Origin of the sequence: Antarctobacter jejuensis (genome assembly GCF_052266595.1) — a bacterium.
GTDB lineage: Bacteria > Pseudomonadota > Alphaproteobacteria > Rhodobacterales > Rhodobacteraceae > Antarctobacter > Antarctobacter jejuensis.
The window spans coordinates 1-21,769 of record NZ_JBQQXJ010000022.1 but is presented as its reverse complement, the minus strand read 5'-3'; the positions used below and the strand labels follow the sequence as shown (position 1 = coordinate 21,769).

Sequence of the window (21,769 nt, the reverse complement as noted above, 5' to 3'; positions counted from 1 at the left end):
CCTTGGCCCCCTTGACCATCGGGCTGATCGGCCTTGGCGTGCTTGTCGTGCTGATTGCCGCCCGAGTGCCCATCGCCTACGCCATGATCCTCGTCGGCGGGATCGGCACCGCCCTGCTGAACGGCTGGCCCATCGTGTTGAGCCAGTTGAAGGATCTCGCCTACGCGCAGTTCTCGACTTATGACCTTTCGGTCGTGCCGCTGTTCATCCTGATGGGGGCGATTGCCTCGCGGACAGGGCTGTCGGCTGATCTGTTCCGCGCTGCCAACGCCTGGCTGGGCTGGATGCGCGGCGGCGTGGCCATGGCCGCGATTGCGGCTTGCGCTGGCTTCGGAGCGGTCTGCGGTTCGTCGCTGGCCACCGCCTCGACCATGGGGCGGGTCGCCTTGCCGGAACTGAAGAAATACCGCTATTCCAATAGGCTCGCCACCGGCACCATTGCGGCCGGCGGCGTGCTGGGCATCCTGATCCCGCCATCCGTCGTGCTGATCATCTACGCCATAATCGTAGAGGCAAATGTCGTGACGATGTTCATGGCCGCGCTCCTGCCGGGGCTGATCGCGGTCGGCTTCTTCATCCTGACGATCCTCGCCTATACGACATTCGTTCCGGGGGCGGGGCCCGCCGGGCAAAGGGCTTCCCGGCAGGAGCTATTGTCGGCCTCGCTCAACATCTTTCCGGTGGTCGTCGTGTTTCTTGCGGTGATCGGCGGGCTATACTTCGGCCTGTTCAACCCGACACCGGCGGCGTCGGTTGGTGTGGTCATGGTCACGCTGATCGGCCTTTTGCGCCGCAAGCTGACGCTGCACGAGACCCGCGAAGCCCTCAAGGAGACGGCGCGTACGACCGGCATGATCTTCCTGATCCTGCTGGGCGCCGAATTGCTGAAGATCTTCATGGCGCGCGGCGGCGTTCCGCAGGCGGTGGCAGAGATGATGGCGAACTCCGGCCTTGCGCCGATGACCACCTTGATCCTGCTTCTGGCCGCGCTGATCCTGCTGGGCTGCCTGATGGACAGCCTGTCGATGATCCTGCTTGCCATCCCGTTTTTCTGGCCCGTGCTGGTCGAAATCAACGGCGGCGACTGGGTGGCCGCTGCGGACAGCCCGTTTGGCATGACGACCGAGGACCTGAAGATCTGGTTCGGGATCCTTGCGCTCGTCGTGGTCGAACTCGGTCTGATCACGCCGCCGGTCGGGATGAATGTTTTCATCATTTCGGCGCAGGCGCCGGATGTACCGATGCGCGACACTTTCATCGGTGTCATGCCATTCTTCGTGGCCGAACTGCTCAGGGTGATCGTCCTACTGGCGGTGCCGGGGATCGTCTTCTTCCTGCCGCGTATCTTCGGAGGGTGAGGCGCAGCTGCGCGATCACGGCATCAACAGGCAGGTAACATTGCATGCAGTCCGCCAAAGTCCGCTGGCCGCCTTTCCTGCCGTTGGCCCTCGCGTCCAGGGCGAAAATCAGGCTTCCGTAGTCGGGGTCAGAAAGGTCCCGTGCAGCCCACATGCGGATACCGCCCTGTGACGACCGCGCAATCAGGCGCTTTTGGCAGAGGAGGGCTTAGTCCGGCAGTGTCCCACCAAAGGGCGGCAGGCTGTCCAGCGCCAGTTTCAGCGCATCGCTCCAGCCCTGACTGACGGTGTTGTAATAGGGATCATCCAGTTCGATCCTCCCGGTCTGCCCGCGCACGAGGCTGTCGACGGCATAGAGGTGGTAATCGAAGGGCGCGCCGACGCTGAGGTTGGCCTTGACCGTGCTATCAAAGCTGACCAGCAGCAGCTTCATCGCGTCCTCAAAGCTCATCGTATCGTCATAGGCGCGTACGAGGATCGGACGGCCGTATTTGATCTCGCCGATCTGGAAGAAGGGCGTATCGGCACCGGCCTCGATGAAATTGCCCTCCGGGTAGATCAGGAACAGGCGCTGTGGGCCGCCCGCGATCTGACCGCCCAGCAGCAGCGTGGCATTGAACGCGCTGTCGGCGCGCTGACCGCTTTCCGAATTGCGGGCGATCACGTCGCGCAGCGTGTCCGCGACAAGACGCGCGACCTGATACATCGACGGCATTTCAAAGATCGACGGCTTGCGTTCGCCATGCGCCTTGACCCGCTCATCCAGTTCAGAGACGACGGCCTGCGTGGTGGCAAGGTTCCCGGCACTGAGCAGCGTGATGACGCGGTCGCCCTCTGCTTCCCAGATCTTCATCTTGCCGAAGGTCGAGATATTGTCGAGGCCGGCATTGGTGCGGGTGTCGGACATGAAGACCAACCCCCGTTTCAGCATCAGTCCCACGCAATAAGTCATTCCGGTCATGCCTCCCGAGGCCTCGAATCGCGCGGACATTAGGGGCAGCGCGGCGGAAGGCACAAGCGATTGTTGCGTGACCGGATCACCCGGCGATGCGCAGGTAACAGTGCGGGCGTGCGTCCAGCCTGTTTGCGGGGATTATGCCGCAGGGCAGCAGAGGCAAGGTTACTGCTGCGCGACCTCTATTTGCACGTCCAGCGATTCAGTCTCGCCCCCGCCCTGACGGGAGCCGCGCACCGGGGCGGCATCGTGATAGTCGAGCCCGGTGGCCACGCGCACATAACGCTGATCGGGCGACATGCAGTTGGAACAGTCGAATCCGACCCAGCCCAGCCCCGGCAGATAGGTCTCTGCCCATGCGTGCATCGCGTCCTGATCGGTGGTGTGATCCAACAGCAGGTAGCCCGACACATAACGCGCCGGCAGGCCCATTTCCCGCGCACAGGCAAGGAAGACATGCGTGTGATCCTGACAGACGCCCTTGCCCTCTGCCAGCGCCTGTTCGGCGCTCCAGTCCGGATCGGAGGAGCCCACGACATAGTCCACCGACTCGGCAATCGCGGCCATCAGCGCATGGGCGCGTTCCAGATCCGTGCCCTCGGGCAAATCCCGGACCAGCGCGCGCACCCCCTGCCCCGCCTTGGTCTGCGGCGTATGGCGACGGTACAGCCACAGCGGCGCCGGGCCAATGTGGCGACCCAGAACACCATGCGAATTCTGCAGTTTCACCACGCCTTCGCAGCGGATTTCCAGTTCGGTGATGCCCTTGTCCAAACCGATCAGTTCGACCGTGTTCAGATGCTGGTCCGTATATTCCAGTTGCTTACCACCGCCGGTCACATCCGTGGTCCAGTCGACCACCTCCTGCTGGTGGCGCGACTTGGGGGTCTTGCGGATCTGTTGCAGGCCAAAGCTCACCGGCTCCGAAAAGCTGTAGCGCGTGGTATGCTTGATCCTGATCAGCACCGGGGGCTCCGCCGGAGGAATGGGGTCTTCATCTTGCGACTGCGATTGGGACTGCGACTGGGTCATTCGTAGAACCTGTAATCGATCTCGATCTGCTGGCCGAGATCGCCCAGCAGAAAGAGCAGTTTCTGGATGAACTCATGTAGACCGTAGTCGAAAACAGCGTCGATGTCGAAGCTGAGATAGGCCCGGTCGATATGGTCGATCTTGGCAAAGGAAGGCGTGCGCACCCCGTAATCCGAGTTCAGCATTTCCAGGTTGTCGCGCATCTTGCGGATGCAGAAGGCCAGAGACCGCGGCATCCGGCGGTTCAGGATCAGGAACTGCGCGATTTCCTGCGGCTCGGTGGTGGCGCCATATTCCATGCGATAACCGCCCCGGCCCGAAACGGAGCGCAGGATCGTTTCCCACTGCACGTTGTCGATACTGCTGCCCACCGCAGACACCGACGGCAGCAGCACATAGTATTTCACGTCCAGAATGCGCGCGGTGTTGTCGGCGCGTTCCAGAAAGGTGCCGATGCGTGCGAAATCGTAGATGTCGTTGCGCAGCATGGTGCCATGCGTCGCGCCACGGACAAGGCCGGTGCGCTGTCGGATCATGCCCAGAACCTGCGGCAGATCCCGTTCCGCCACCTTGCGGGCCAGGACCTCCTGTACGCGCATGTAGGTTCCGTTCATCGCCTCCCAGACCTCTCCGGTCAGGGCGGTGCGCACCATTCGGGCGTTCATGCGCGCCTGATCGATGCAGGACCGCACCGACGACGGGTTGTCCTTGGACCGCAGCAGCCAGTCGATGGCGGCGTCCTTGGTCATGGCGTCATGATCGGCCAGAAAACCGTCGAGCGATCCCGCCGTCTGCATGACAGAGCGCCATTCGTCGTCCGAGGTGCCCATCCGGGTCAGCGCGATGCGCTGGCCCGTCTCGATCAGGCGGGCGGCGTTCTCGGCCCGCTCAAGGTTGCGGTACATCCAGAACAGGCCGTTTGCGGTCTTGCCCAGCATCTTGCGTCAGTCCTCCAGCACCCAGGTGTCCTTGGTGCCCCCGCCCTGCGAGGAGTTGACCACCAGAGAGCCCTTTTTCAGTGCCACGCGCGTCAGGCCGCCGGGGGTGATGTTGATCCCGCTCGGGCTGACCAGAACATAGGGCCGCAGGTCCACGTGGCGCGGCGACAGGCCCTTCTTGGTAAAGATCGGCACGGTCGACAGGCTGAGCGTGGGCTGGGCGATATAGTTGCCCGGCCGCGCCTCCAGCTTCTTACGGAAATCGGCCAGTTCCTTTTTCGACGAGGTCGGCCCGATCAGCATCCCGTAGCCGCCCGATCCATGCACCTCCTTGACCACCAGTTCCGCGAGGTTGTCGAGCACATAGGCCAGCGAGTCCGGCTCTGAGCAACGCCATGTCGGCACGTTTTCGAGCAGCGGGCGTTCGCCGGTGTAAAACTCCACGATTTCCGGCATGTAGCTGTAGATCGCCTTGTCGTCGGCAATGCCGGTGCCGGGCGCGTTGGCGATGGTCAGGTTGCCGGCGCGGTAGACGTCCATGATCCCCGGCACGCCCAGCGCGCTTTCGGGATTGAAGGTCAGCGGGTCGAGGTATTCGTCGTCGACCCGGCGATAGAGTACGTCGATGGGCTTGTAGCCGCGCGTTGTGCGCATGTTCAGGAACCCGTCCTGCACCCGCAGGTCATGCCCTTCGACCAGTTCGACGCCCATTTCATCGGCAAGGAAGCTGTGTTCGAAATAGGCCGAGTTGTAGATCCCCGGCGTCAGCACCGCGACCGTGGGCTTGCGCCCCGGTGTCGGCGGCGCACAGGCGGCCAGAGAGTTGAACAGGTCCGTCGGATAGGTCTGGACCGGCTGCACCCGGTTCTCCGAGAAGAGCTCGGGGAACATCTGCAGCATGGTCTCACGGTTTTCCAGCATGTAGCTGACGCCGGAGGGCGTGCGGGCATTGTCCTCCAGCACGTAGAATTCATCCGGGCCGGTGCGAACAAGGTCGATGCCCACGATATGGGTGTAGACGTTACCCGGCGGGCGGACGCCGATCATTTCCGGCAGGAAGGCATCGTTCCGGCTGATCATTTCCTCCGGCAGCCGCCCGGCCTTCACGATCTCCTGACCGTGGTAGATGTCATAGAGAAAGGCGTTGATCGCCCGGACCCGCTGTTCGATCCCGCGGCTGAGCTTTTGCCATTCGCGCCCCGAGATGATGCGCGGAATGATGTCGAAGGGAATCAGGCGCTCTTCGGCCTCGGCACGTCCGTAGACGTTGAAGGTGATGCCGGTAAGGCGAAACAGATCCTCCGCTTCGCGCTGCTTGGCCCGCAGATGTTTCGGATCCTCACCCTCGAACCAGGCGTTGAAGGCCGAGTAAGGAGAGCGCAGATGGTGCTCCGTTCCCCACATCTCGTCGAAGTACGACTGGTCGCTCATGCTTGTCTGCCCACCTGCGCAACCCACCCTTGTTAACGCCTTGTAACGACAACGCTAACGATCCCTGACAGGGCATGCAACGGCATCCGATGCCGGGAGCAATCAAAGAATTGGGCAAGTGCACAAGATTTGGGCAGGCGGGCGCGGGCGGTTTCCATTCCCCGCCCGCAGCCGGGGTCATCCCATGCCAAGCGCGGCCTTGTACATGTCCAGCACCGCCTCTTCCTCGGCGATGTCGTCGGCGTCGCGCTTGCGCAGGGCGATCACCTTGCGCATGACCTTGGTGTCATAGCCGCGGCCCTTGGCCTCTGCCATGACTTCCTTGATCTGCTCCGCGACTTCCTTCTTTTCCTCTTCAAGGCGCTCGACGCGCTCTATGAACTGCTTGAGTTCGCCTGCGGCGACGCCGTAGCTGTCCGACGAATTGTCCTGCATGGTCTGTCTCTCTGCCTCGTGACCTTCTGAGGCCCTTCGATACCCCATGCGCCGCGCGACCATCAAGAGCGCATGGCAGGGGTTGCGCGGATGGGGGCCGCTGCGCTAGGCGCACATCGATGCATCTGAAAGGACAAAACCGATGGCAGCACTGATCTGGGGAGGCGCGGCAGTGTCGCTGGCCGGGCTTGTTGGCCTGATGTGGTGTATCCTGCGGGTGTGGAAGGCGCGCCGCGCCAATCTGTCGGACGAAGAGCTGCGCGACGTGGTGCGCAGGACCGTGCCGCTGAACATGGGCGCGCTGATGCTGTCGGTCATCGGGCTGATGATGGTGATCCTCGGGATCTTCCTTGGCTGAGGTCGTGGCGCACCGCGCGGTGTCGTCAGGCTTTGTTTACCGCCGCCCGGCAGTGTCACCCGCGATCGATCACTGAAAACCGGATCACCTCGCCCCGTCCGGGGCGCCCGTGATGCGCGCAAAGACGGGGCGAAAGCCCCCGATGGGCCGGGGCCTGGCAATCCCGGATATCCGATCCGTTTCGGCGGCCGCCGTTTTCAGACTTTCCAGAGGAAAGCCACAGCCTCCCGCCCGGCCACAGGCCGTCGGCGGGCCAAGGCTCTGTCAGAACGCCATTAATCCAGCCGCACCTGCGCGCGGCTGGTTGGTTTCAACTGGAATAGCCGACCGGTCCCGTCGCGCCTGCGCGCGACTAGACGGGCATGTTGTCAAAGCCGTCTTCAACTTCCTTGTCGTGCGCGGCCTCGGCCATTTCGCGGGCCCATGCCGGCACGTCCTCACCGACGCCCTCCAGACCAAGAACCGCCTGTTCCAGCTTTTCGATCAGTGCGTCGCGGTCTTCGCCCTTGGCTGCCGCGATTTCGACGCGCAGTTCCTCAAGTCGGGCCTTCAATTGGTCAGTCATTTCGGTCTCTCCTGTCAGTTGCGCGCCGCCGTCAGACTGACGCGGCACAAGTCTTGCAAAGCGGCGTTTCCGGCAGAACCGTCAGCCGCTCATCCGAGATTTCATCGCCGCAGCGCGTGCAGATGCCATATTCCCCGCGCGCCATCCGCTGCAGCGCGGCACGGATTCGGGCAATTTCAGCCTTACCGCTCTCCCCCAACCGTTCAAGCACCTCTTCGCCTTCGCGCTCAACCGCCATTTCATCCCAATCTTTCGAATGCGGGGCCTCAAGCTCGTCCTCGATATCCTCCAGCCGCACGCCCAGCGCACGTAGGCGTTCCAGCAAGGCCAGTTTCCGGGCATGATGGGACATGGTTCAACGTCTCCTTCTTTCGTTACCTTACTCTGTCAAAGCGTCGCACCGGCCTCCTTGATACAGGTCAAGGCCACTTCGCTCTTGAAACATATTCATGTTTGTGTATATGAATACGGAAATCCTGTGGAGGGAAATCTCATGAAACCCGAAGTCACTGCCTTTTTTGACGACGCCACCAACACGATCTCCTATGTCGTGCGCGATCCCAATGGATCGTCCTGCGCGGTGATCGACAGCGTGCTGGACTTTGACTATTCGTCTGGCCGGACCGATACCAAATCCGCCGACGCGGTCATCGCCTTCGTCAAGGAAAAAGGGTACAACGTCGAATGGCTGCTGGAAACCCATGTCCACGCAGACCACCTGTCCGCCGCGCCGTATATCCAGGAACAACTGGGCGGCAAGATCGGCATCGGCGACCGGATTACGGTTGTTCAGGACACCTTTGGCAAGGTCTTCAACGAAGGGACCGAATTCCAGCGCGACGGCTCGCAGTTCGACAAATTGTTCGTCGAGGGCGACAGCGTTCATATCGGCCAGATGCGCGTCGATGTTCTGCACACACCGGGCCACACGCCCGCCTGCCTGACCTATGTGATTGGCGACGCGGCCTTTGTCGGCGACACGCTGTTCATGCCCGATTTCGGCACCGCGCGCTGTGACTTCCCCGGCGGGTCGTCCGAAACGATGTATGAATCGGTACAAAAGATCCTCGCCCTGCCGGACGAGACGCGCATCTTTGTCGGCCACGACTACAAGGCGCCGGGCCGCGACGACTATGCGTGGGAAACCACCGTGGGTGAGCAGAAGGCCATGAACGTGCACGTGGGCGAGGGAAAGTCCAAGGAACAGTTCGTCGAGATGCGCGACACGCGCGACGCACAACTGGCCATGCCCAAGCTGATCATCCCCTCGCTGCAGGTGAACATGCGCGCGGGCAAGATGCCCGAACCGGATAAAAAGGGCGACGTGTTCCTCAAGGTGCCCGTCAACAAGCTCTGAACAATTCTGACGCGCCCCGCCGCGAACCGGGCGCGTCACTCGAAAGAAAAGGAAACGCTACCATGCCAATCGATTGGATTTGGGGGCTGATCGGCGGATTGCTGATCGGCACGGGAGGGGCTGTCTATCTCCTCGGCAACGGGCGCATCATGGGCGCCAGCGGCATCGTCGGCGGTCTCGTCGACGGATCGGGATGGTCGACGGCGGTGGAACGCCTCGTATTCCTGCTGGGCGTCGCGCTGCTGCCGCTGCTGCTGTTGCCGCTGTATGGCACCGTGGACACCCATATCACCGACAACCTCTTCGTGCTGGCCGCCGCCGGTCTGCTGGTCGGCATCGGCACCCGTGTCGCCAATGGCTGCACCTCGGGACATGGCGTCTGCGGTATGTCGCGCCTGTCGATCCGCGGGATCGTGGCGACCTGTATCTACATCCTTGCCGGCGGTCTGGGCGTCGTCCTGTTCCGGCATTTCCTGGGAGTGATCTGACATGGACAAGCTTATCGTGGCCTTTCTGGCCGGCGGCCTGTTTGGCGCGGGCCTCTTCATCTCCGGCATGACCGACACCGCCAAGGTGCAGGGCTGGCTGGATGTCTTCGGCAACTGGGATCCGACGCTGGCCTTTGTCATGGGCGGGGCAATGATCCCCATGGCCATCGCCTGGCTGATCCGCACCCGGCGCACCTCGGCGCTGACCGGGGGTGCGCTGCCGCCGCCGCCGTCAAAGGAAATCGACGGCAAGCTGGTTCTCGGCTCGGTGCTGTTCGGGATCGGCTGGGGTCTGGCGGGTCTGTGCCCGGGGCCGGCCATCGCCTCGCTCAGCTACGGGGGCTTTGGGCTTTATGTCTTTGTCGCAGCGATGATCGGCGGGATGCTCCTCGCACCCCAGCTGCGTGATCGTCTGGACAGGGCCGTTCCGGCGGAATAAACCCAAGCCATGACACCGCACGCCATCACAGACCGCTATCACGTCTCGCCGCAGATCGAGCCCGGGGACGCCCCCGCGATCAAGGCCGCCGGCTATTCGCTGGTGATCTGCAACCGGCCGGACAACGAGGTGCCGCCGATGCTGCAGGCCGCCGCCATGCGCGCGGCGGTCGAGGCAGAGGGGCTGCGCTTTGAGGTGCTGCCCCTGACCCACCAGACCATGACCGCCGAGAACATTCTCAAGCAGTCGGATCTGGCGGACAGCGCAGAGGGGCCGGTTCTGGCCTATTGCGCCTCCGGCACCCGCTGTTCGGTGATCTGGGCACTTGGCCATGCCGAGGAAATGGGCGCCGAAGGCGTTCTGGAGGCTACGGCAAAGGCCGGATACAACCTGTCGGGCCTGCGTCCGACACTTGAGACCCTGGCCAAGCCCTGAGGCCTTTTGGCGCCGCCGACAGAACCTTGGCGGCGCCCGTTATTTCTCGTCGAAATCGAAGTCTAGCGGCGCGGCGGCAAAGCCGTCGCCCATATCCATATCCGGCAGGGCTGCCATAGGCTGCGCGTCATCTGCGCCCCCTTCTGCCCCGTCAGGAAAATCCCCCGAATCAAAGTCGAACTCTGCCACATCCGCCCCGAAATCGACCGGTGGCAGATCGGGCAGATCCGTATCCGCCGGTTCCGCCGCCGCAGGTGCCTGCAATGCCGGCAGTTTGGCCGGCGCCTTTTCAGGCTTGCCCGCCGCCGCGCCGGCTGTCGCACCGGAGAAGTCGTCAAGGTCCGGCTCTGCGCCCTCGCGGGCGGGTCGCGCGCCAGCGGACATCCCCGCCGCGCCGACCACCGGCCAGTTCAGCCGCACCGCGCGCAGCCCGTTGAGCTGCCCCAGCCGCCCGCGTGCAACAAGGTTGCCGCGCCCTGCGGTGACCTCCACCTTGTCGAGCGCATCCGGCGGCAGCGCCAGCAGATCACCGGTTTTCAACGCCTCCGCCCGGCTGAGCGGCAGCGTAAGCCGGCTCAGCACCGCGGACAGGCGCACCGGCACCCGGCTCAGCCGTTCCTCGTGCGGGCCGGGACCCTGCACCGCGTCGGACCCGGTCCGGCGCGGTTTGCGTTCGGGCAGGACCAGTTGCAACGCCCCTCGCCGCCGACCCAAGGCAAGATCCACCTCTGCCCGGAATACCCGGTAGGCGGCGGCGTCCAGCAACAGCGAAACAGCGCGCGAATCCTCGATCTGCGCGCCAAAGCGAAAGCCCTCCAACTGCCCATGCAGGGGGTGATCGGCCAGCATTTCGGCCATGCGGGTCAGCGCCCCGTCCAGCAGGGGTGACATCATGGCGGCATCGGTCTGGGTGACGATGCGTTCCTCATCCACGGGCATCTGGGTGACCTGCGCGATGGTCTGCACCTCGACCACGCCGGTCAGCACCTGACGGTCGATGGCGGCGATTCCCACCGCACCCTCCGGCCCCTCCAGCAAAACCAGTAGATCGCGCGACCCAAGCCCTTCGACAACCTCATCCTGATCGCGCATCTCGACAGTGACGTTCTGCGTGACCAGCGCCAGATCCCACAGCACATCCGCCGTGCGCGACAGGGCACGGCGCAATGCCTTTGGCATTGACATGCCACGCGCGTCGTAAGCGCGCTGAGCCGCTTGAGCCTTTTGACCCAGAACGTCGTTGCGTGCGCCATCAGCCATGCAGAAGAATGCCCGTCATTAACTGCCTCCAAGGCTGTTATCGGCGGATTTGGTTACCAACCGCTTTAACGGCTCACCAATTCTTTGGATTTTCTTACTGTGGCGCGCGGGTCACTGTGCGGCCATCGCCTGTCTGATTGGCAATTGCACGCGGAAGGCCGCCCCGCCCCGATCCGGCAGATAGCTGATCTGCCCGCCCAGCCGCGTCACGATCTGGCGCGATATCGCCAATCCCAGCCCCGCGCCACCGGCCTTCTGGTCGCTGACCCGGGCGAATTTCTCGAAAATCACGTCCTGAGCCTCCGGCGCGACGCCAGAGCCATTGTCGATGAAATCGACCAGAATTTCGCCCCGCGCCTCGGTCACCGAGATCTGCAACTCCTTGTCCTCGGCGTCGCAGTATTTCTGGGCATTGGCGATCAGGTTGATGAAAACCTGGCTCAGCCGCTCCACATCGGTGGACAGCAAGACCTGCTCGTTGATCCGGCGCCGCTTGATCCGCAGCCCGGACGACGCCTCATTCGCCAGCGCCGCTGACACCGCGCGGTCCAGCACATCCTCCAGCCGCCCCTCGCCAAGGTTCAGGCTGACCTGCCCGTTTTCCAGCACCGACAGGTCCAGCAGGTCGTCCAGCAGGCGGGTCAGGCGCATCGCCTCGTCATGGATGATCGAGGCATAGCGATTCTGATCGGACCTCGACAGGCCATCGGTGTCGCGCAGGATTTCGGAAAAGGCGCGAATCGAGCTCATGGGCGTGCGCAGCTCATGGCTGATCTGGCTGAGAAAGGCGTCCTTCTGCACCGACAGCCGGGTCAGCTTTTCGTTGGCGCGGCGCAACTCCCCGGCGGTGCGGGTCAGTTCCTGCGACTGCGCCTCCAGCCGGGCGGAATATTCCATCATCTGGGCGGTTTCATCCGCCACCGCCATCAGATCCTCGACCGAGACCATGGCCCCGCCGACGATCTGGCCGACCATCGCATGGGCCGTGGCCGCGCCCACGGAGCCGGCCAGTTCCCGTTCCAGCCGCTGCAGGAATTCCGGCGTTGGCGCGGGCAGATCGCCCTCCACCCCCTGCGAACGCGCCTCGCGCAGAAACATCGCCTGCGCCTCGTCCGCGCCCAGAATGCGCTGGGTCATGACCATCAGGTCTTCGCTTTGCGCCGTGCCCTGCAACCAGCTGCGCGGCCCTGCCCCGGCCTGCTGGGCCGAGACGAACTGCGCGCCTTGCAGACGTTCCAGCGGAGAGGCATCGCTGAACAGCGACCCCGCGACAAAGGCGATGGTGTTCAGCAGCAGGCTCCAGAACATGGCGTGCAGCAGGGGATCGTCCAGCGAAATGCCGAACAGCGCCTCTGGGCGTAGCGCCATGATGCCCAGCGGCCCCTCGGTGAACCAACTGGCAGGCAGCACAACCCCCGGCCCCACGGAGGGCAGGTAAAGCGTATACATCCAGGTCGAAAAGCCGGCGGTCAGACCCGCCAGGGCGCCGTAGCGGGTGGCCCCCCGCCAGAAAATCCCGCCAATCAGGACCGGCAGCACCTGCGCGACCCCGGTGAAAGAGATCAGACCGATGGCCGCCAATTCTGTGCCGCCCCCGGACAGCGCGTAGTAGAGATAGCCCAGCAGCAGGACCCCGGCGATCGACAGGCGGCGCGACAGCAGCACCACGTTGCGCACGTCGCCGGACACGCTCGCCGTGCCTTCGCGCAGACGCAGCCAGACCGGCATCACGATGTGGTTCGACACCATGGTCGACAGCGCAATCGCCGCCACGATGACCATCGAGGTGGCCGAGGAAAACCCGCCCAGAAACGACAGCATCGCCAGCCCGTCCTGCCCCTGGCTCAGGGGCACGGTCAGGACAAACAGATCCGGGTTCGCCCCCTCTGGCATCAATTCCAGCCCCACCACCGCGATGGGCACGATGAAGAGGCTCATCAGCATCAGGTAGATGGGAAAGGCCCAGGCCGCCATGCGCAGCTGCGCGTCGTTGTCATTCTCGACCACCAGTACCTGGAACATGCGCGGCAGACAGATGAAGGCGGCGGCAGAGACCAGCATCAGCCCCGCCCAGCGCCCGTTGTTCACCTGCCACGTCCCCAGCGGAGAGTCGTCGATCCGCGCCAAGGTCTCTCCGACCCCGCCCGAGATCCCCCAGACGACGAAGACACCCAGCGAAACCAGCGCAAACAGCTTGACCACCGCCTCGACCGCGATGGCCATGACGACGCCGTGGTGCCGTTCATTGGCGTCCAGATTGCGCGTGCCGAAGATCACGGTAAAGACCGCCAGCCCGGCGGCCACCCAGAAGGCGGTGGAATACTTGTCACCGGACACGCCGCTGCCTGGCGGGGCAAAGACCTCAACCGAGAGCGTCACCGACTGCAATTGCAGCGCGATATAAGGCGTGGTGCCGATCACGGCGAGGATGGTGACGCCGATGCCCAACAGGTTCGATTTGCCATAGCGCGAAGAGATCAGGTCCGCGACCGAGGTGATCCGCTGGTTGCGCCCGATGCGCACCAGCTTGCGCAGGATCCACCACCAGCCCAGCATGACAAGGCTGGGTCCAAGGTAGATCGTCAGGTATTCGAACCCGCCGCGCACCGCGCTGCCCACCGCGCCGTAGAACGTCCATGCGGTGCAATAGATCGACAGCGACAGCGTGTAGACGATGGGCGCCCGCAGCCACCGCCCGCGCCCGCGTTGCGCCGCGCGTTCGGCAAAGAAGGCGACGGCAAACAGCAGCGCGACATAGCTGATCGAGATGACCGCCAGCGCGTTCAGCGAATTCACGGCTGTTCCTCCGCCCCGGTGCCAGGCTCTGGCATCCGGGACCGTTCGATCAGCCGCACCAGACGCGCGGCGCAAAGACCAAGCGCCAGCCAGATGCCGAAGATGTAGATCAGCGCCATGGAGGCCGGAACCTCGTTCTCTGCCCCGTGCCAGAACAGCGGCAGCCACCACAGGATCCACCCCAAGAGCGGCAGCGCGCAGGCCGCATCAATCAGACGGCGGCGGCGAAAGGTGCGCCGTTCGACGTAATTGGGAACCACCGTGCCCGGCAGGGTCCGCGGCTGGGGCCGGGACGGCTCGGGCGTGGGGTCGGTCATTGCGGCGACAGCGCCCGCACGGCGTCAAGCACCTCGGAATTCGAGAACGGCTTGGTCATGAAACGGCTGGCACCGGCGCGTTCGGCCAGTTCGCGGTCCTTGGTCTGGCCGCGCGCGGTCAGCATCAGCACCGGCAGATCCGCGTGATCGGGATCGTCGCGCAATTCGCGCAGGATGTCATAGCCGGACCGCCCCGGCAGCATCACGTCAAGAATCACCACGTCCGGTGCCCGCTCTCTCACGATCTGCACCGCGTCGGTGCCGTTGGAATGTGTGTGCACCTGCCACCCGTCGCGCGACAGGATGAACCTGATCGCCTCGATGATATTCGGCTCGTCTTCGATCAGCAAAACCTGACCTGCCATATCTTCCCCCCGCATCCTGCCTCCCTCGGATCTTTTACGTCCGTCCCTTGCAGGTGCCGGGAGTTTAGGCACTATATGTACGTGCTGTCAAAAACCTGTTGGCAAGTCTGCCATGTTTCCAGCGGCAGGCTCCGCCCGGTCGCAAGGCTGTCCTATCGCCGGATGGCAGAGGCAAGGATCGAGGGTTCGCGCCGGGCTTCGCAGGCCTCACGCGGGCAGACCCGGCAGGCGACACCCAGTTGCGGCACGGTTGCGGGCGGTTCCGCCCCCGGCGGCAGCGGCCGGACCAGCATCTGCGCCTGATAAAGCGGATCGGCATTGACGGCAGGCCCTGCAATCGGCGTGGCCAGCGCCTCTGCCCAGAGCGCGACACCGCCGCGCCCGGCCTGCGCGACCGGCCCGGCAAGGATCACATGCGGACGGCTGAGCGCCCGGTACAGCGGCCACAGCGGACAGGCGGCCCCGAATCGCGGCATCGGGAAATCCGGCAGCGGCTTGCGATAGGTCAGCACGCCCGAGGCGTCACAGATGGCCAGCCCGACCGGGGTCGGCAGGACGTCATGCGGCAGCGCCGCCAGCCGCCGCATCACCCGCGCCGGATCGGCCCCCAGCGCCTGCGCCAGGACCGCCGGGTCCGGACCCAGCTTGTCGACCAGCGGCGCCAGCATCTCGATCGGCAAGGCGCGGGCGTCCTGTGCGTATCGGTCCAGCCAGCCGCGCAGTAGCCCGCGCGCCGGAGAGGACAGCCCCTTGCCCAGCCGGTCCAGCGCGGCGGCGACATCGTCGCCCTGTTCCAGACCGGGAACGCTATGGCCCGCCGATTCCAGCGCGGCGTCCAGTTCCTCCTGAGGGGCGCCGGTGTCCAGCGCCGAAGTTTCATCCGCCTCCAGATAGGTCACAAGCCCCCGGCTGGTTTCGGCAAGCCGCCCGCTGTCCTCGTAGATGTTGCGGTGAAAGCGGGCCTGCCATTCGGCGTCCACCTCACCCGGCTCGGCAAGGATCGAGGCGGCGGAGCGGATCGCCGTCACCGTCGACAGCATCTCATGCAATGAGGCGGCCAGATGCGGGTCATGAGTCATCCGGTCGTTCAGCGTCTCAAGGCTGCGCTCCAGCTGCGTGATCCGGGTCCGGCTGAGCGCCAGCAGCTGCGACCAGCCCGGAAATCGCCCGGCGAATTCGTCCACGCGATCCGTTTCGGCCCCGGCCTGCGGCATGTCGGCGGCGGCCTCGCGCAGCGTGGCGATCAGCGCCGCCCCCGCGCCTTCGGTCAGGGCGGCCGGTTCGACCTGCAGGATATCGGCGATTTCAAGCAGCAGTTTGCCGCCGATTCTGCGCCGGTTATGTTCGATCAGATTGAGGTATGAGGCCGAAATACCCGCCTGACGTGCAAGATCCGCCTGTTTCATGCCCCGCAGCACCCGTCTTTCGCGAATTCGCGACCCTGTCAGCGTGTCACGGGGCAACTGGCTTTCCTTTGACGTTTCAAGGGCTTTCTGCGGCGCAACATAAACTCCTTTACAGAATACCATCGTCTACTTTGCAGACGTTGACAAAAAAAGCCTTTTTAGTAAAGCGCTTGTTGCGCGGTTTTCCAACCTCCTGCCATAGTACTTTTGCACAAATGTGCGATCGCCCCCGCGCGCTGAGGAGAGCCAGGGGCGCAATCTCGAAACGGGAGGAATTCATGTCCAAACTGCATGTGACACGCCGCGGCGTGATCAAGACAGGTGCGGCTGCCGGTGCAGGCCTTGCTCTGCCCACCTATCTGTCCGCTGCAAGCCACTCGGGCTTTACCAACGCACCCACCGGCGACACGGTGACCCTTGGCTTTAACGTGCCGCAGACCGGTGCATATGCTGACGAGGGCGCCGACGAACTGCGCGCCTACGAACTGGCGGTCGAGCATCTGAACGGTGGTGGCGACGGCGGCATGCTGTCGACCTTCTCATCCAAGGTTCTGGATGGCACCGGCATCATGGGCAAGAAGGTCGAATACGTGACCGGCGATACCCAGACCAAGCCTGACGCCGCCCGCGCATCGGCACGCTCGATGATCGAAAAAGACGGCGCGGTGATGATCACCGGCGGTTCGTCCTCCGGTGTGGCCGTGGCCGTTCAGGCGCTCTGCCAAGAGGCCGGCATCATCTTCATGGCGGGTCTGACCCACTCCAACGACACCACCGGCAAGGACAAGAAGGCGAACGGCTTCCGTCACTTCTTCAACTCCTACATGTCCGGTGCCGCGCTGGCGCCGATCCTCGCCGCCAACTACGGCAAGGACCGCAAGGCCTATCACCTGACCGCAGACTACAACTGGGGTTACACCACCGAAGAAGCGGTCCGCACCTCGACAGAGGCCATGGGCTGGGAAACCGTCGCGGCGGTCAAAACCCCGCTGGCACAGACCGACTTCTCGTCCTATGTCGCCCCGGTTCTGAACTCGGGCGCGGACGTTCTGGTCCTGAACCACTACGGCGCGAACATGGTCAACTCGCTGACCTCCGCCGTTCAGTTCGGTCTGCGTGAAAAGCAGGCGAACGGCAAGAACTTCGAAATCGTCGTTCCGCTCTACTCGCGCCTGATGGCCAAGGGTGCCGGCGCCAACGTCAAGGGCATCTTCGGTTCCACCAACTGGCACTGGTCGCTGCAGGACGAAGGCTCCAAGGCATTCGTCAAGTCCTTCGGCACCAAGTACGGCTTCCCGCCGAGCCAGGCCGCGCACACCTGCTATGTGCAGACCCTGCTGTATGCTGACGCCGTGACCCGTGGCGGTTCGTTCAACCCCTGCTCGGTTGCCGAAGCGCTCGAAGGCTTCGAATTCGACGGCCTGGGCAACGGTCCGACCCTGTACCGCGCCGAAGACCACCAGTGCTTCAAGGACGTGCTGGTCGTGAAGGGTAAAGAGAACCCGACCTCCGAATTCGACCTTCTGGAGATCGTGGAAATCACCCCGCGCGCACAGGTCACCTATGACGCCTCGATCTTCGGCGGCGAACTCGGCACCTGCAACCCGGGCGCGTAACCTCGCCCATCGGCCCTGCCCCCACTGCGGGCAGGGCCCTCTTCCTGCTTTCCCTGTCATACTGGACCCGAGGGCCCAATGGACCAGATTATCCTCCAAATCCTGAACGGGTTGGACAAGGGCAGCGCATATGCGCTTATCGCCCTCGGCCTGACCCTGATCTTCGGCACGCTTGGCGTCGTGAACTTTGCGCACGGCGCCCTGTTCATGATGGGCGCCTTCTGTGCTGTCGTCCTGCAACGCCTGCTGTCCTGGTCGAGAGAAATCGTCGACCCGACGCGCACCGACTTTCTGGGCAACCCGCTGAAAGTGGATGTGCCCTATATCTACGATATGTTCGGCGAAGCCACTGGTGCGTCGATCATCGACTGGTCCGTCCCGCTGGCAATCGTCTTCTCGATCCCGGTGATGGTCCTGTTCGGAATCATCATGGAACGCGGCCTGATCAAACACTTCTACAAACGCCCGCACGCGGACCAGATCCTTGTGACCTTCGGCCTTGCGATCGTGCTGCAGGAAGTGATCAAGTATTACTTCGGCGCCAACCAGATCCCGACGCCCGCACCGCAGGCGCTGTTCGGCACCTATGATTTCGGTGCTCTGATCGGCCTTGATCCGGGCGCGGTCAACTACCCCTACTGGCGGATCATCTACTTCTTCTTTGCGATGATCGTAATCGGCGGCGTCTTTGCCTTCCTGCAGTTCACCACCTTCGGCATGGTTGTCCGCGCCGGCATGGCGGACCGCGAGACCGTGGGCCTGTTGGGTATCGACATCGACCGCCGCTTTACCCTGATGTTCGGCCTTGCTGCCGCTGTCGCGGGTCTGGCAGGGGTGATGTACACGCCCATCAACGCGCCCAACTATCACATGGGTATGGACTTCCTGGTGATCTCCTTCGTGGTGGTCGTCGTCGGCGGCATGGGCTCATTGCCCGGCGCTGTCGCCGCTGGCTTCCTGCTGGGCATTCTGGAAAGCTTTGCCTCGATGCGCGAAGTGATCGAGTTGATCCCCGGCATCAACCAGATCGTCATCTACCTTGCCGCAATCGTCATTCTGCTCACCCGCCCCCGCGGGCTCATGGGCCGCAAGGGCGTGATGGAGGACTGATCCATGTTCGGACTCGACAAAAAAGACACCCGCCTCCTGCTGATCGTGGCCGCGCTGGTCCTGTTCGCGCCCTTCCTGCTGAACCCGTTCCCCGCCGACTCCGGCATGGCGCAGTTCAACGCGGGCTATCCTGACCTGATGCAGCGTTTCGTGATCTTCGGCGTCTTCGCCATCGGCTTCAACCTGCTGTTCGGCCTGACCGGATACCTCTCGTTCGGCCATGCCGCCTTCCTTGGCGCGGGCTCTTACGCCGGGGTCTGGATGCTGAAGCTGCTGACCGTGAACATCATCCCGGCGATCATCGTCTCCACGCTGGTGGCCGGGCTGTTCGCGGTGCTGATCGGCTATATCTCGCTGCGGCGCTCCGGGATCTACTTCTCGATCCTGACGCTGGCCTTTGCGCAGATGGCCTTTGCGCTGGCGGCCTCGGTTCTGACGCCGATCACCGGCGGCGAAACCGGCCTGACCATGGCGCTGGACGATCCCCGCATCCTTGGTGCCTCGGTGACCGAAGACGGCTCGATCCCGGTGACCAACATCTTTGGCCTCGAAATGCGCGATGCCTACGAGATGGCGGTCGGCCCATGGCTGTTCACCTTCTCGGCGGGCTACTACGTCTGCGGTCTGATCATGCTGGCCTCCTTCTACCTGGCGATCCGCATCTTCCGCTCGCCCTTCGGCATGATGCTGCGCGCGATCAAATCGAACCAGCAGCGGCTGAAGTACACCGGCCTCAACCCCAAGCCCTACATGCTGACCTGCTTTGTCATCTCCGGCATGTACGCCGGTCTGGCCGGTGGCCTGATGGTGGCGATGGACCCGCTGGCCGGTGCGGAGCGGATGCAATGGACCGCCTCGGGCGAGGTTGTCCTGATGACCATCCTCGGCGGCGCGGGCACCCTGATCGGCCCGGTGCTGGGCGCAGGCCTCATCAAGTACTTCGAGAACATCTTCTCCAAGATCAACGACAACGTGCTGCACACATGGTTCAGCTTCATGCCGGACGGCCTTGAGGATTTCGTGGTCTTCGTCCTGCACCCCTTCGTGGGCAAGGGCTGGCACCTGACGCTGGGCCTGATGTTCATGGGCGTCGTGATCTTCCTGCCCGGCGGCCTTGTCGAAGGTGGACAGCGCATCGCCCGGCTCTTCAACCGCAAGAAGGCGGACGACCCCAAGTCGGCCACCACCGAGCCCGCGGAATAAGGAGACAGACAGATGGGTATCCTTGAAATCAAAGACGTGGGCAAACGGTTCGGCGGCCTCAAGGCGCTGTCGGACGTGAACCTCTCGGTGCAGGAAAACACCTGCCACGCGATCATCGGCCCCAACGGGGCGGGCAAATCCACGCTGCTGAACTGCCTCGTGGGCAAGCTGATCCCCGACACCGGATCGGTCCTGTTCCAGGGCCAGTCGGTGCTGGGGCGCAGCCCGCACGAGATCAACCAGATGGGGATTTCCCGCGTCTTCCAGACGCCAGAGATCTTTGGCGATCTGACGGTCTTCGAAAACATGATGATCCCGCTTTTCGCCAAGCGGGACGGTTCTTACCGCCTGCATGCGGTGGAATCGGTCATGAAAGAGCGTGAGCTCATTTCCGAGGCCGAAAAGATGCTGGAAGAGGTGAACATGCTGGACAAGCGCCACATGCATTCCGCCTCGATGTCGCGCGGGGACAAACGGCGGCTGGAGATGGCGATGTGCCTTGTGCAGTCGCCCAAGCTGCTCTTGCTGGACGAACCCACCGCCGGCATGGCGCGGGCCGACACCAACAACACCATCGACCTGCTCAAGCAGATCAAGGAAGAGCGCGACATCACCATCGCGATCATCGAACACGACATGCACGTGGTGTTCAGCCTTGCCGACCGGATCACCGTTCTGGCGCAGGGCACCCCGCTGGTCGAGGACGTGCCCGAGAAAATCAAGGGCCATCCGAAGGTACAGGAAGCCTATCTGGGCGAATCCCACACCTGACATGCCGACCGCGCCCCGGCCAACGCGCCGGGGCCCCACCCTATTTGTCCCGGGATCGAACCCGAACGGGAGTAGCCACAGATGAACGTCCGCCCCGATTTTTCCAAGAACGCCAATATGGCAGAGACGGCTCCGGCCTTTCTGTCGGTCTACGACATGCACTCCTACTACGGCGAGAGCTACATCGTGCAGGGCATCAGCTTCAACGTGCACGAAGGTGAGATCCTCGCCCTTCTGGGTCGCAACGGCGCTGGCAAGACCACGACACTGCGCTCCATCGCGCGGCTGGACAGCCCGCAGGTGAACAGCGGCGAAATCTGGCTGGATCACCAGCCGCTGCACCGGATGAAATCGCATCAGGCCTCTGCCGCCGGTCTGGGGCTTGTCCCCGAAGACCGCCGCATCATTCCCGGCCTGACGGTCGAGGAAAACCTGCAACTGGCGCAGATCGCCCCGCCGATCGGCTGGTCGCTGGACCGCCTGTATGACCTCTTCCCGCGCCTCGGCGAACGCCGCAAGCAGGAGGGCGTGACCCTGTCGGGCGGCGAACAGCAGATGCTGGCGATTGCCCGCGCGCTGGCCCGCGACATCAAGGTGCTGCTTCTGGACGAACCCTACGAGGGTCTGGCCCCGGTCATCGTCGACGAGATCGAAAAGACCCTGCGCCACGTCAAGGAACAGGGCATGACCACGATCATCGTCGAACAGAACGCAGTGCGCGCGCTGCAACTGGCCGACCGCGCGGTGATCCTCGACACCGGTTCGGTCGTCTTTGACGGCAGCGCCGCCGAGGTGCTGGAAAATGAAACCCTGCGATCCGAGTACCTGGCGATCTGATTTTCGGCCTCGCGACCAAGGCAGCACTTGATTTCGGGGGCGGGGAGGTTTTCCCTGCCCCCAAGCATTTCTGGAGGAGAGCCAAGATGAGCACCACCTACCCCCCATCAGACGACTTGGTGAAAAACGCCCACGTTGATGCGGCGCGTTATGATCAGATGTACGCGGCCTCGGTTGCGGATCCTGAGGCGTTCTGGGCCGAGCAGGCGCAGCGTCTGGACTGGATCAAGGCGCCGACCAAGATCAAGAACACCGATTTCACCCTGGGCCAGGTCTCGATCAAGTGGTTCGAGGACG

General features: G+C 63.6%; 24 protein-coding genes. 12 read left to right on the top strand and 12 right to left on the bottom strand.

Annotation, left to right across the window (positions count from 1 at the left end):
- Positions 1-2 precede the first annotated feature (2 nt).
- Complete coding sequence (locus tag ACTXGA_RS21960; RefSeq protein WP_443396862.1) at positions 3-1,358, top strand: TRAP transporter large permease; 1,356 nt, start codon at positions 3-5, stop codon at positions 1,356-1,358.
- Positions 1,359-1,566: 208 nt separating this feature from the next.
- On the opposite strand, the gene ACTXGA_RS21955 is transcribed toward ACTXGA_RS21960, so the two are convergent.
- The 5 genes from ACTXGA_RS21955 to ACTXGA_RS21935 form a co-directional block, all read right to left on the bottom strand.
- Complete coding sequence (locus ACTXGA_RS21955) at positions 1,567-2,310, bottom strand: proteasome-type protease (RefSeq protein ID WP_443396889.1); 744 nt, start codon at positions 2,308-2,310, stop codon at positions 1,567-1,569.
- Positions 2,311-2,478: 168 nt separating this feature from the next.
- Positions 2,479-3,279: a transglutaminase family protein gene (locus tag ACTXGA_RS21950; protein WP_443396861.1), complete on the bottom strand. Its 801-nt coding sequence runs from the start codon at positions 3,277-3,279 to the stop codon at positions 2,479-2,481.
- 62 nt (positions 3,280-3,341) lie between these two features.
- Positions 3,342-4,283, bottom strand: a complete 942-nt coding sequence (locus ACTXGA_RS21945) for an alpha-E domain-containing protein (RefSeq protein ID WP_443396860.1) — start codon at positions 4,281-4,283, stop codon at positions 3,342-3,344.
- 6 nt (positions 4,284-4,289) lie between these two features.
- Complete coding sequence (locus ACTXGA_RS21940) at positions 4,290-5,714, bottom strand: circularly permuted type 2 ATP-grasp protein (protein ID WP_443396859.1); 1,425 nt, start codon at positions 5,712-5,714, stop codon at positions 4,290-4,292.
- 177 nt (positions 5,715-5,891) lie between these two features.
- On the bottom strand, positions 5,892-6,149 hold the full coding sequence (locus ACTXGA_RS21935; RefSeq protein ID WP_443396858.1) for a DUF2312 domain-containing protein: 258 nt from the start codon (positions 6,147-6,149) through the stop codon (positions 5,892-5,894).
- 142 nt (positions 6,150-6,291) lie between these two features.
- On the opposite strand from ACTXGA_RS21935, the gene ACTXGA_RS21930 reads away from it, so the two are divergent.
- Entirely contained in the window at positions 6,292-6,507 is a 216-nt protein-coding gene (locus ACTXGA_RS21930) for a hypothetical protein (RefSeq protein WP_443396857.1), read from the top strand.
- 352 nt (positions 6,508-6,859) lie between these two features.
- Here ACTXGA_RS21930 and ACTXGA_RS21925 read toward each other — a convergent pair whose 3' ends face one another.
- Positions 6,860-7,072, bottom strand: coding sequence for a hypothetical protein (locus ACTXGA_RS21925; RefSeq protein WP_443396856.1), 213 nt, complete (start codon positions 7,070-7,072; stop codon positions 6,860-6,862).
- 31 nt (positions 7,073-7,103) lie between these two features.
- Positions 7,104-7,424, bottom strand: coding sequence for a TraR/DksA family transcriptional regulator (locus ACTXGA_RS21920; RefSeq protein WP_443396855.1), 321 nt, complete (start codon positions 7,422-7,424; stop codon positions 7,104-7,106).
- A 141-nt stretch (positions 7,425-7,565) separates the two neighbouring features.
- Here ACTXGA_RS21920 and ACTXGA_RS21915 point away from each other — a divergent pair, with 141 nt between their 5' ends.
- The 4 genes from ACTXGA_RS21915 to ACTXGA_RS21900 all read left to right on the top strand — a co-directional run bounded on the left by ACTXGA_RS21915 (position 7,566) and on the right by ACTXGA_RS21900 (position 9,791).
- Positions 7,566-8,429, top strand: a complete 864-nt coding sequence (locus ACTXGA_RS21915; protein WP_443396854.1) for an MBL fold metallo-hydrolase — start codon at positions 7,566-7,568, stop codon at positions 8,427-8,429.
- A 62-nt stretch (positions 8,430-8,491) separates the two neighbouring features.
- Positions 8,492-8,917 carry a YeeE/YedE family protein gene (locus ACTXGA_RS21910; protein WP_443396853.1) on the top strand — a complete coding sequence of 142 codons (426 nt, stop codon included), beginning with the start codon at positions 8,492-8,494 and terminating at the stop codon, positions 8,915-8,917.
- A gap of 1 nt (position 8,918) precedes the next feature.
- Complete coding sequence (locus tag ACTXGA_RS21905; RefSeq protein WP_443396852.1) at positions 8,919-9,356, top strand: DUF6691 family protein; 438 nt, start codon at positions 8,919-8,921, stop codon at positions 9,354-9,356.
- 9 nt (positions 9,357-9,365) lie between these two features.
- Complete coding sequence (locus ACTXGA_RS21900) at positions 9,366-9,791, top strand: protein tyrosine phosphatase family protein (RefSeq protein ID WP_443396851.1); 426 nt, start codon at positions 9,366-9,368, stop codon at positions 9,789-9,791.
- Positions 9,792-9,830: 39 nt separating this feature from the next.
- On the opposite strand, the gene ACTXGA_RS21895 is transcribed toward ACTXGA_RS21900, so the two are convergent.
- From ACTXGA_RS21895 to ACTXGA_RS21875, 5 genes are all read right to left on the bottom strand, one after another.
- The gene (locus ACTXGA_RS21895) at positions 9,831-11,051 is read right to left on the bottom strand and encodes a FliM/FliN family flagellar motor switch protein (RefSeq protein ID WP_443396850.1); all 1,221 of its coding nucleotides are present in this window, start codon (positions 11,049-11,051) and stop codon (positions 9,831-9,833) included.
- A 111-nt stretch (positions 11,052-11,162) separates the two neighbouring features.
- Positions 11,163-13,847, bottom strand: coding sequence for an ATP-binding protein (locus ACTXGA_RS21890; RefSeq protein ID WP_443396849.1), 2,685 nt, complete (start codon positions 13,845-13,847; stop codon positions 11,163-11,165).
- The gene (locus tag ACTXGA_RS21885; protein ID WP_443396848.1) at positions 13,844-14,164 is read right to left on the bottom strand and encodes a hypothetical protein; all 321 of its coding nucleotides are present in this window, start codon (positions 14,162-14,164) and stop codon (positions 13,844-13,846) included. Before ACTXGA_RS21885 ends, ACTXGA_RS21890 begins: the two co-directional genes overlap by 4 nt.
- Positions 14,161-14,529, bottom strand: a complete 369-nt coding sequence (locus tag ACTXGA_RS21880) for a response regulator transcription factor (RefSeq protein WP_443396847.1) — start codon at positions 14,527-14,529, stop codon at positions 14,161-14,163. Before ACTXGA_RS21880 ends, ACTXGA_RS21885 begins: the two co-directional genes overlap by 4 nt.
- Before the next feature lie 152 nt (positions 14,530-14,681).
- Positions 14,682-15,992, bottom strand: coding sequence for a helix-turn-helix domain-containing protein (locus ACTXGA_RS21875; RefSeq protein WP_443396846.1), 1,311 nt, complete (start codon positions 15,990-15,992; stop codon positions 14,682-14,684).
- 221 nt (positions 15,993-16,213) lie between these two features.
- Here ACTXGA_RS21875 and ACTXGA_RS21870 point away from each other — a divergent pair, with 221 nt between their 5' ends.
- The 6 genes from ACTXGA_RS21870 to ACTXGA_RS21845 all read left to right on the top strand — a co-directional run.
- On the top strand, positions 16,214-17,551 hold the full coding sequence (locus tag ACTXGA_RS21870; protein WP_443396845.1) for a substrate-binding protein: 1,338 nt from the start codon (positions 16,214-16,216) through the stop codon (positions 17,549-17,551).
- 78 nt (positions 17,552-17,629) lie between these two features.
- Entirely contained in the window at positions 17,630-18,661 is a 1,032-nt protein-coding gene (locus tag ACTXGA_RS21865; protein ID WP_443396844.1) for a branched-chain amino acid ABC transporter permease, read from the top strand.
- A gap of 3 nt (positions 18,662-18,664) precedes the next feature.
- On the top strand, positions 18,665-19,864 hold the full coding sequence (locus ACTXGA_RS21860; RefSeq protein ID WP_443396843.1) for a branched-chain amino acid ABC transporter permease: 1,200 nt from the start codon (positions 18,665-18,667) through the stop codon (positions 19,862-19,864).
- Between the two features lie 12 nt (positions 19,865-19,876).
- Positions 19,877-20,635 carry an ABC transporter ATP-binding protein gene (locus ACTXGA_RS21855; RefSeq protein ID WP_443396842.1) on the top strand — a complete coding sequence of 253 codons (759 nt, stop codon included), beginning with the start codon at positions 19,877-19,879 and terminating at the stop codon, positions 20,633-20,635.
- An 81-nt stretch (positions 20,636-20,716) separates the two neighbouring features.
- Complete coding sequence (locus ACTXGA_RS21850) at positions 20,717-21,472, top strand: ABC transporter ATP-binding protein (RefSeq protein WP_443396841.1); 756 nt, start codon at positions 20,717-20,719, stop codon at positions 21,470-21,472.
- Between the two features lie 86 nt (positions 21,473-21,558).
- Positions 21,559-21,769, top strand: a 211-nt coding sequence (locus ACTXGA_RS21845; protein ID WP_443396840.1) for an acetyl-coenzyme A synthetase N-terminal domain-containing protein, incomplete at its 3' end; no start/stop codon positions are given.

Bases quoted from the DNA above. Each gene is read 5' to 3' on its own strand.
- ACTXGA_RS21925 (WP_443396856.1), bottom strand. From the start codon at position 7,072: ATGACTGACCAATTGAAGGCCCGACTTGAGGAACTGCGCGTCGAAATC.
- ACTXGA_RS21870 (WP_443396845.1), top strand. From the start codon at position 16,214: ATGTCCAAACTGCATGTGACACGCCGCGGCGTGATCAAGACAGGTGCG.
- ACTXGA_RS21945 (WP_443396860.1), bottom strand. From the start codon at position 4,283: ATGCTGGGCAAGACCGCAAACGGCCTGTTCTGGATGTACCGCAACCTT.
- ACTXGA_RS21910 (WP_443396853.1), top strand. From the start codon at position 8,492: ATGCCAATCGATTGGATTTGGGGGCTGATCGGCGGATTGCTGATCGGC.
- ACTXGA_RS21940 (WP_443396859.1), bottom strand. From the start codon at position 5,714: ATGAGCGACCAGTCGTACTTCGACGAGATGTGGGGAACGGAGCACCAT.
- ACTXGA_RS21915 (WP_443396854.1), top strand. From the start codon at position 7,566: ATGAAACCCGAAGTCACTGCCTTTTTTGACGACGCCACCAACACGATC.
- ACTXGA_RS21930 (WP_443396857.1), top strand. From the start codon at position 6,292: ATGGCAGCACTGATCTGGGGAGGCGCGGCAGTGTCGCTGGCCGGGCTT.
- ACTXGA_RS21880 (WP_443396847.1), bottom strand. From the start codon at position 14,529: ATGGCAGGTCAGGTTTTGCTGATCGAAGACGAGCCGAATATCATCGAG.
- ACTXGA_RS21935 (WP_443396858.1), bottom strand. From the start codon at position 6,149: ATGCAGGACAATTCGTCGGACAGCTACGGCGTCGCCGCAGGCGAACTC.
- ACTXGA_RS21920 (WP_443396855.1), bottom strand. From the start codon at position 7,424: ATGTCCCATCATGCCCGGAAACTGGCCTTGCTGGAACGCCTACGTGCG.
- ACTXGA_RS21905 (WP_443396852.1), top strand. From the start codon at position 8,919: ATGGACAAGCTTATCGTGGCCTTTCTGGCCGGCGGCCTGTTTGGCGCG.
- ACTXGA_RS21855 (WP_443396842.1), top strand. From the start codon at position 19,877: ATGGGTATCCTTGAAATCAAAGACGTGGGCAAACGGTTCGGCGGCCTC.
- ACTXGA_RS21955 (WP_443396889.1), bottom strand. From the start codon at position 2,310: ATGACTTATTGCGTGGGACTGATGCTGAAACGGGGGTTGGTCTTCATG.
- ACTXGA_RS21860 (WP_443396843.1), top strand. From the start codon at position 18,665: ATGTTCGGACTCGACAAAAAAGACACCCGCCTCCTGCTGATCGTGGCC.
- ACTXGA_RS21885 (WP_443396848.1), bottom strand. From the start codon at position 14,164: ATGACCGACCCCACGCCCGAGCCGTCCCGGCCCCAGCCGCGGACCCTG.
- ACTXGA_RS21865 (WP_443396844.1), top strand. From the start codon at position 17,630: ATGGACCAGATTATCCTCCAAATCCTGAACGGGTTGGACAAGGGCAGC.
- ACTXGA_RS21895 (WP_443396850.1), bottom strand. From the start codon at position 11,051: ATGGCTGATGGCGCACGCAACGACGTTCTGGGTCAAAAGGCTCAAGCG.
- ACTXGA_RS21850 (WP_443396841.1), top strand. From the start codon at position 20,717: ATGAACGTCCGCCCCGATTTTTCCAAGAACGCCAATATGGCAGAGACG.
- ACTXGA_RS21900 (WP_443396851.1), top strand. From the start codon at position 9,366: ATGACACCGCACGCCATCACAGACCGCTATCACGTCTCGCCGCAGATC.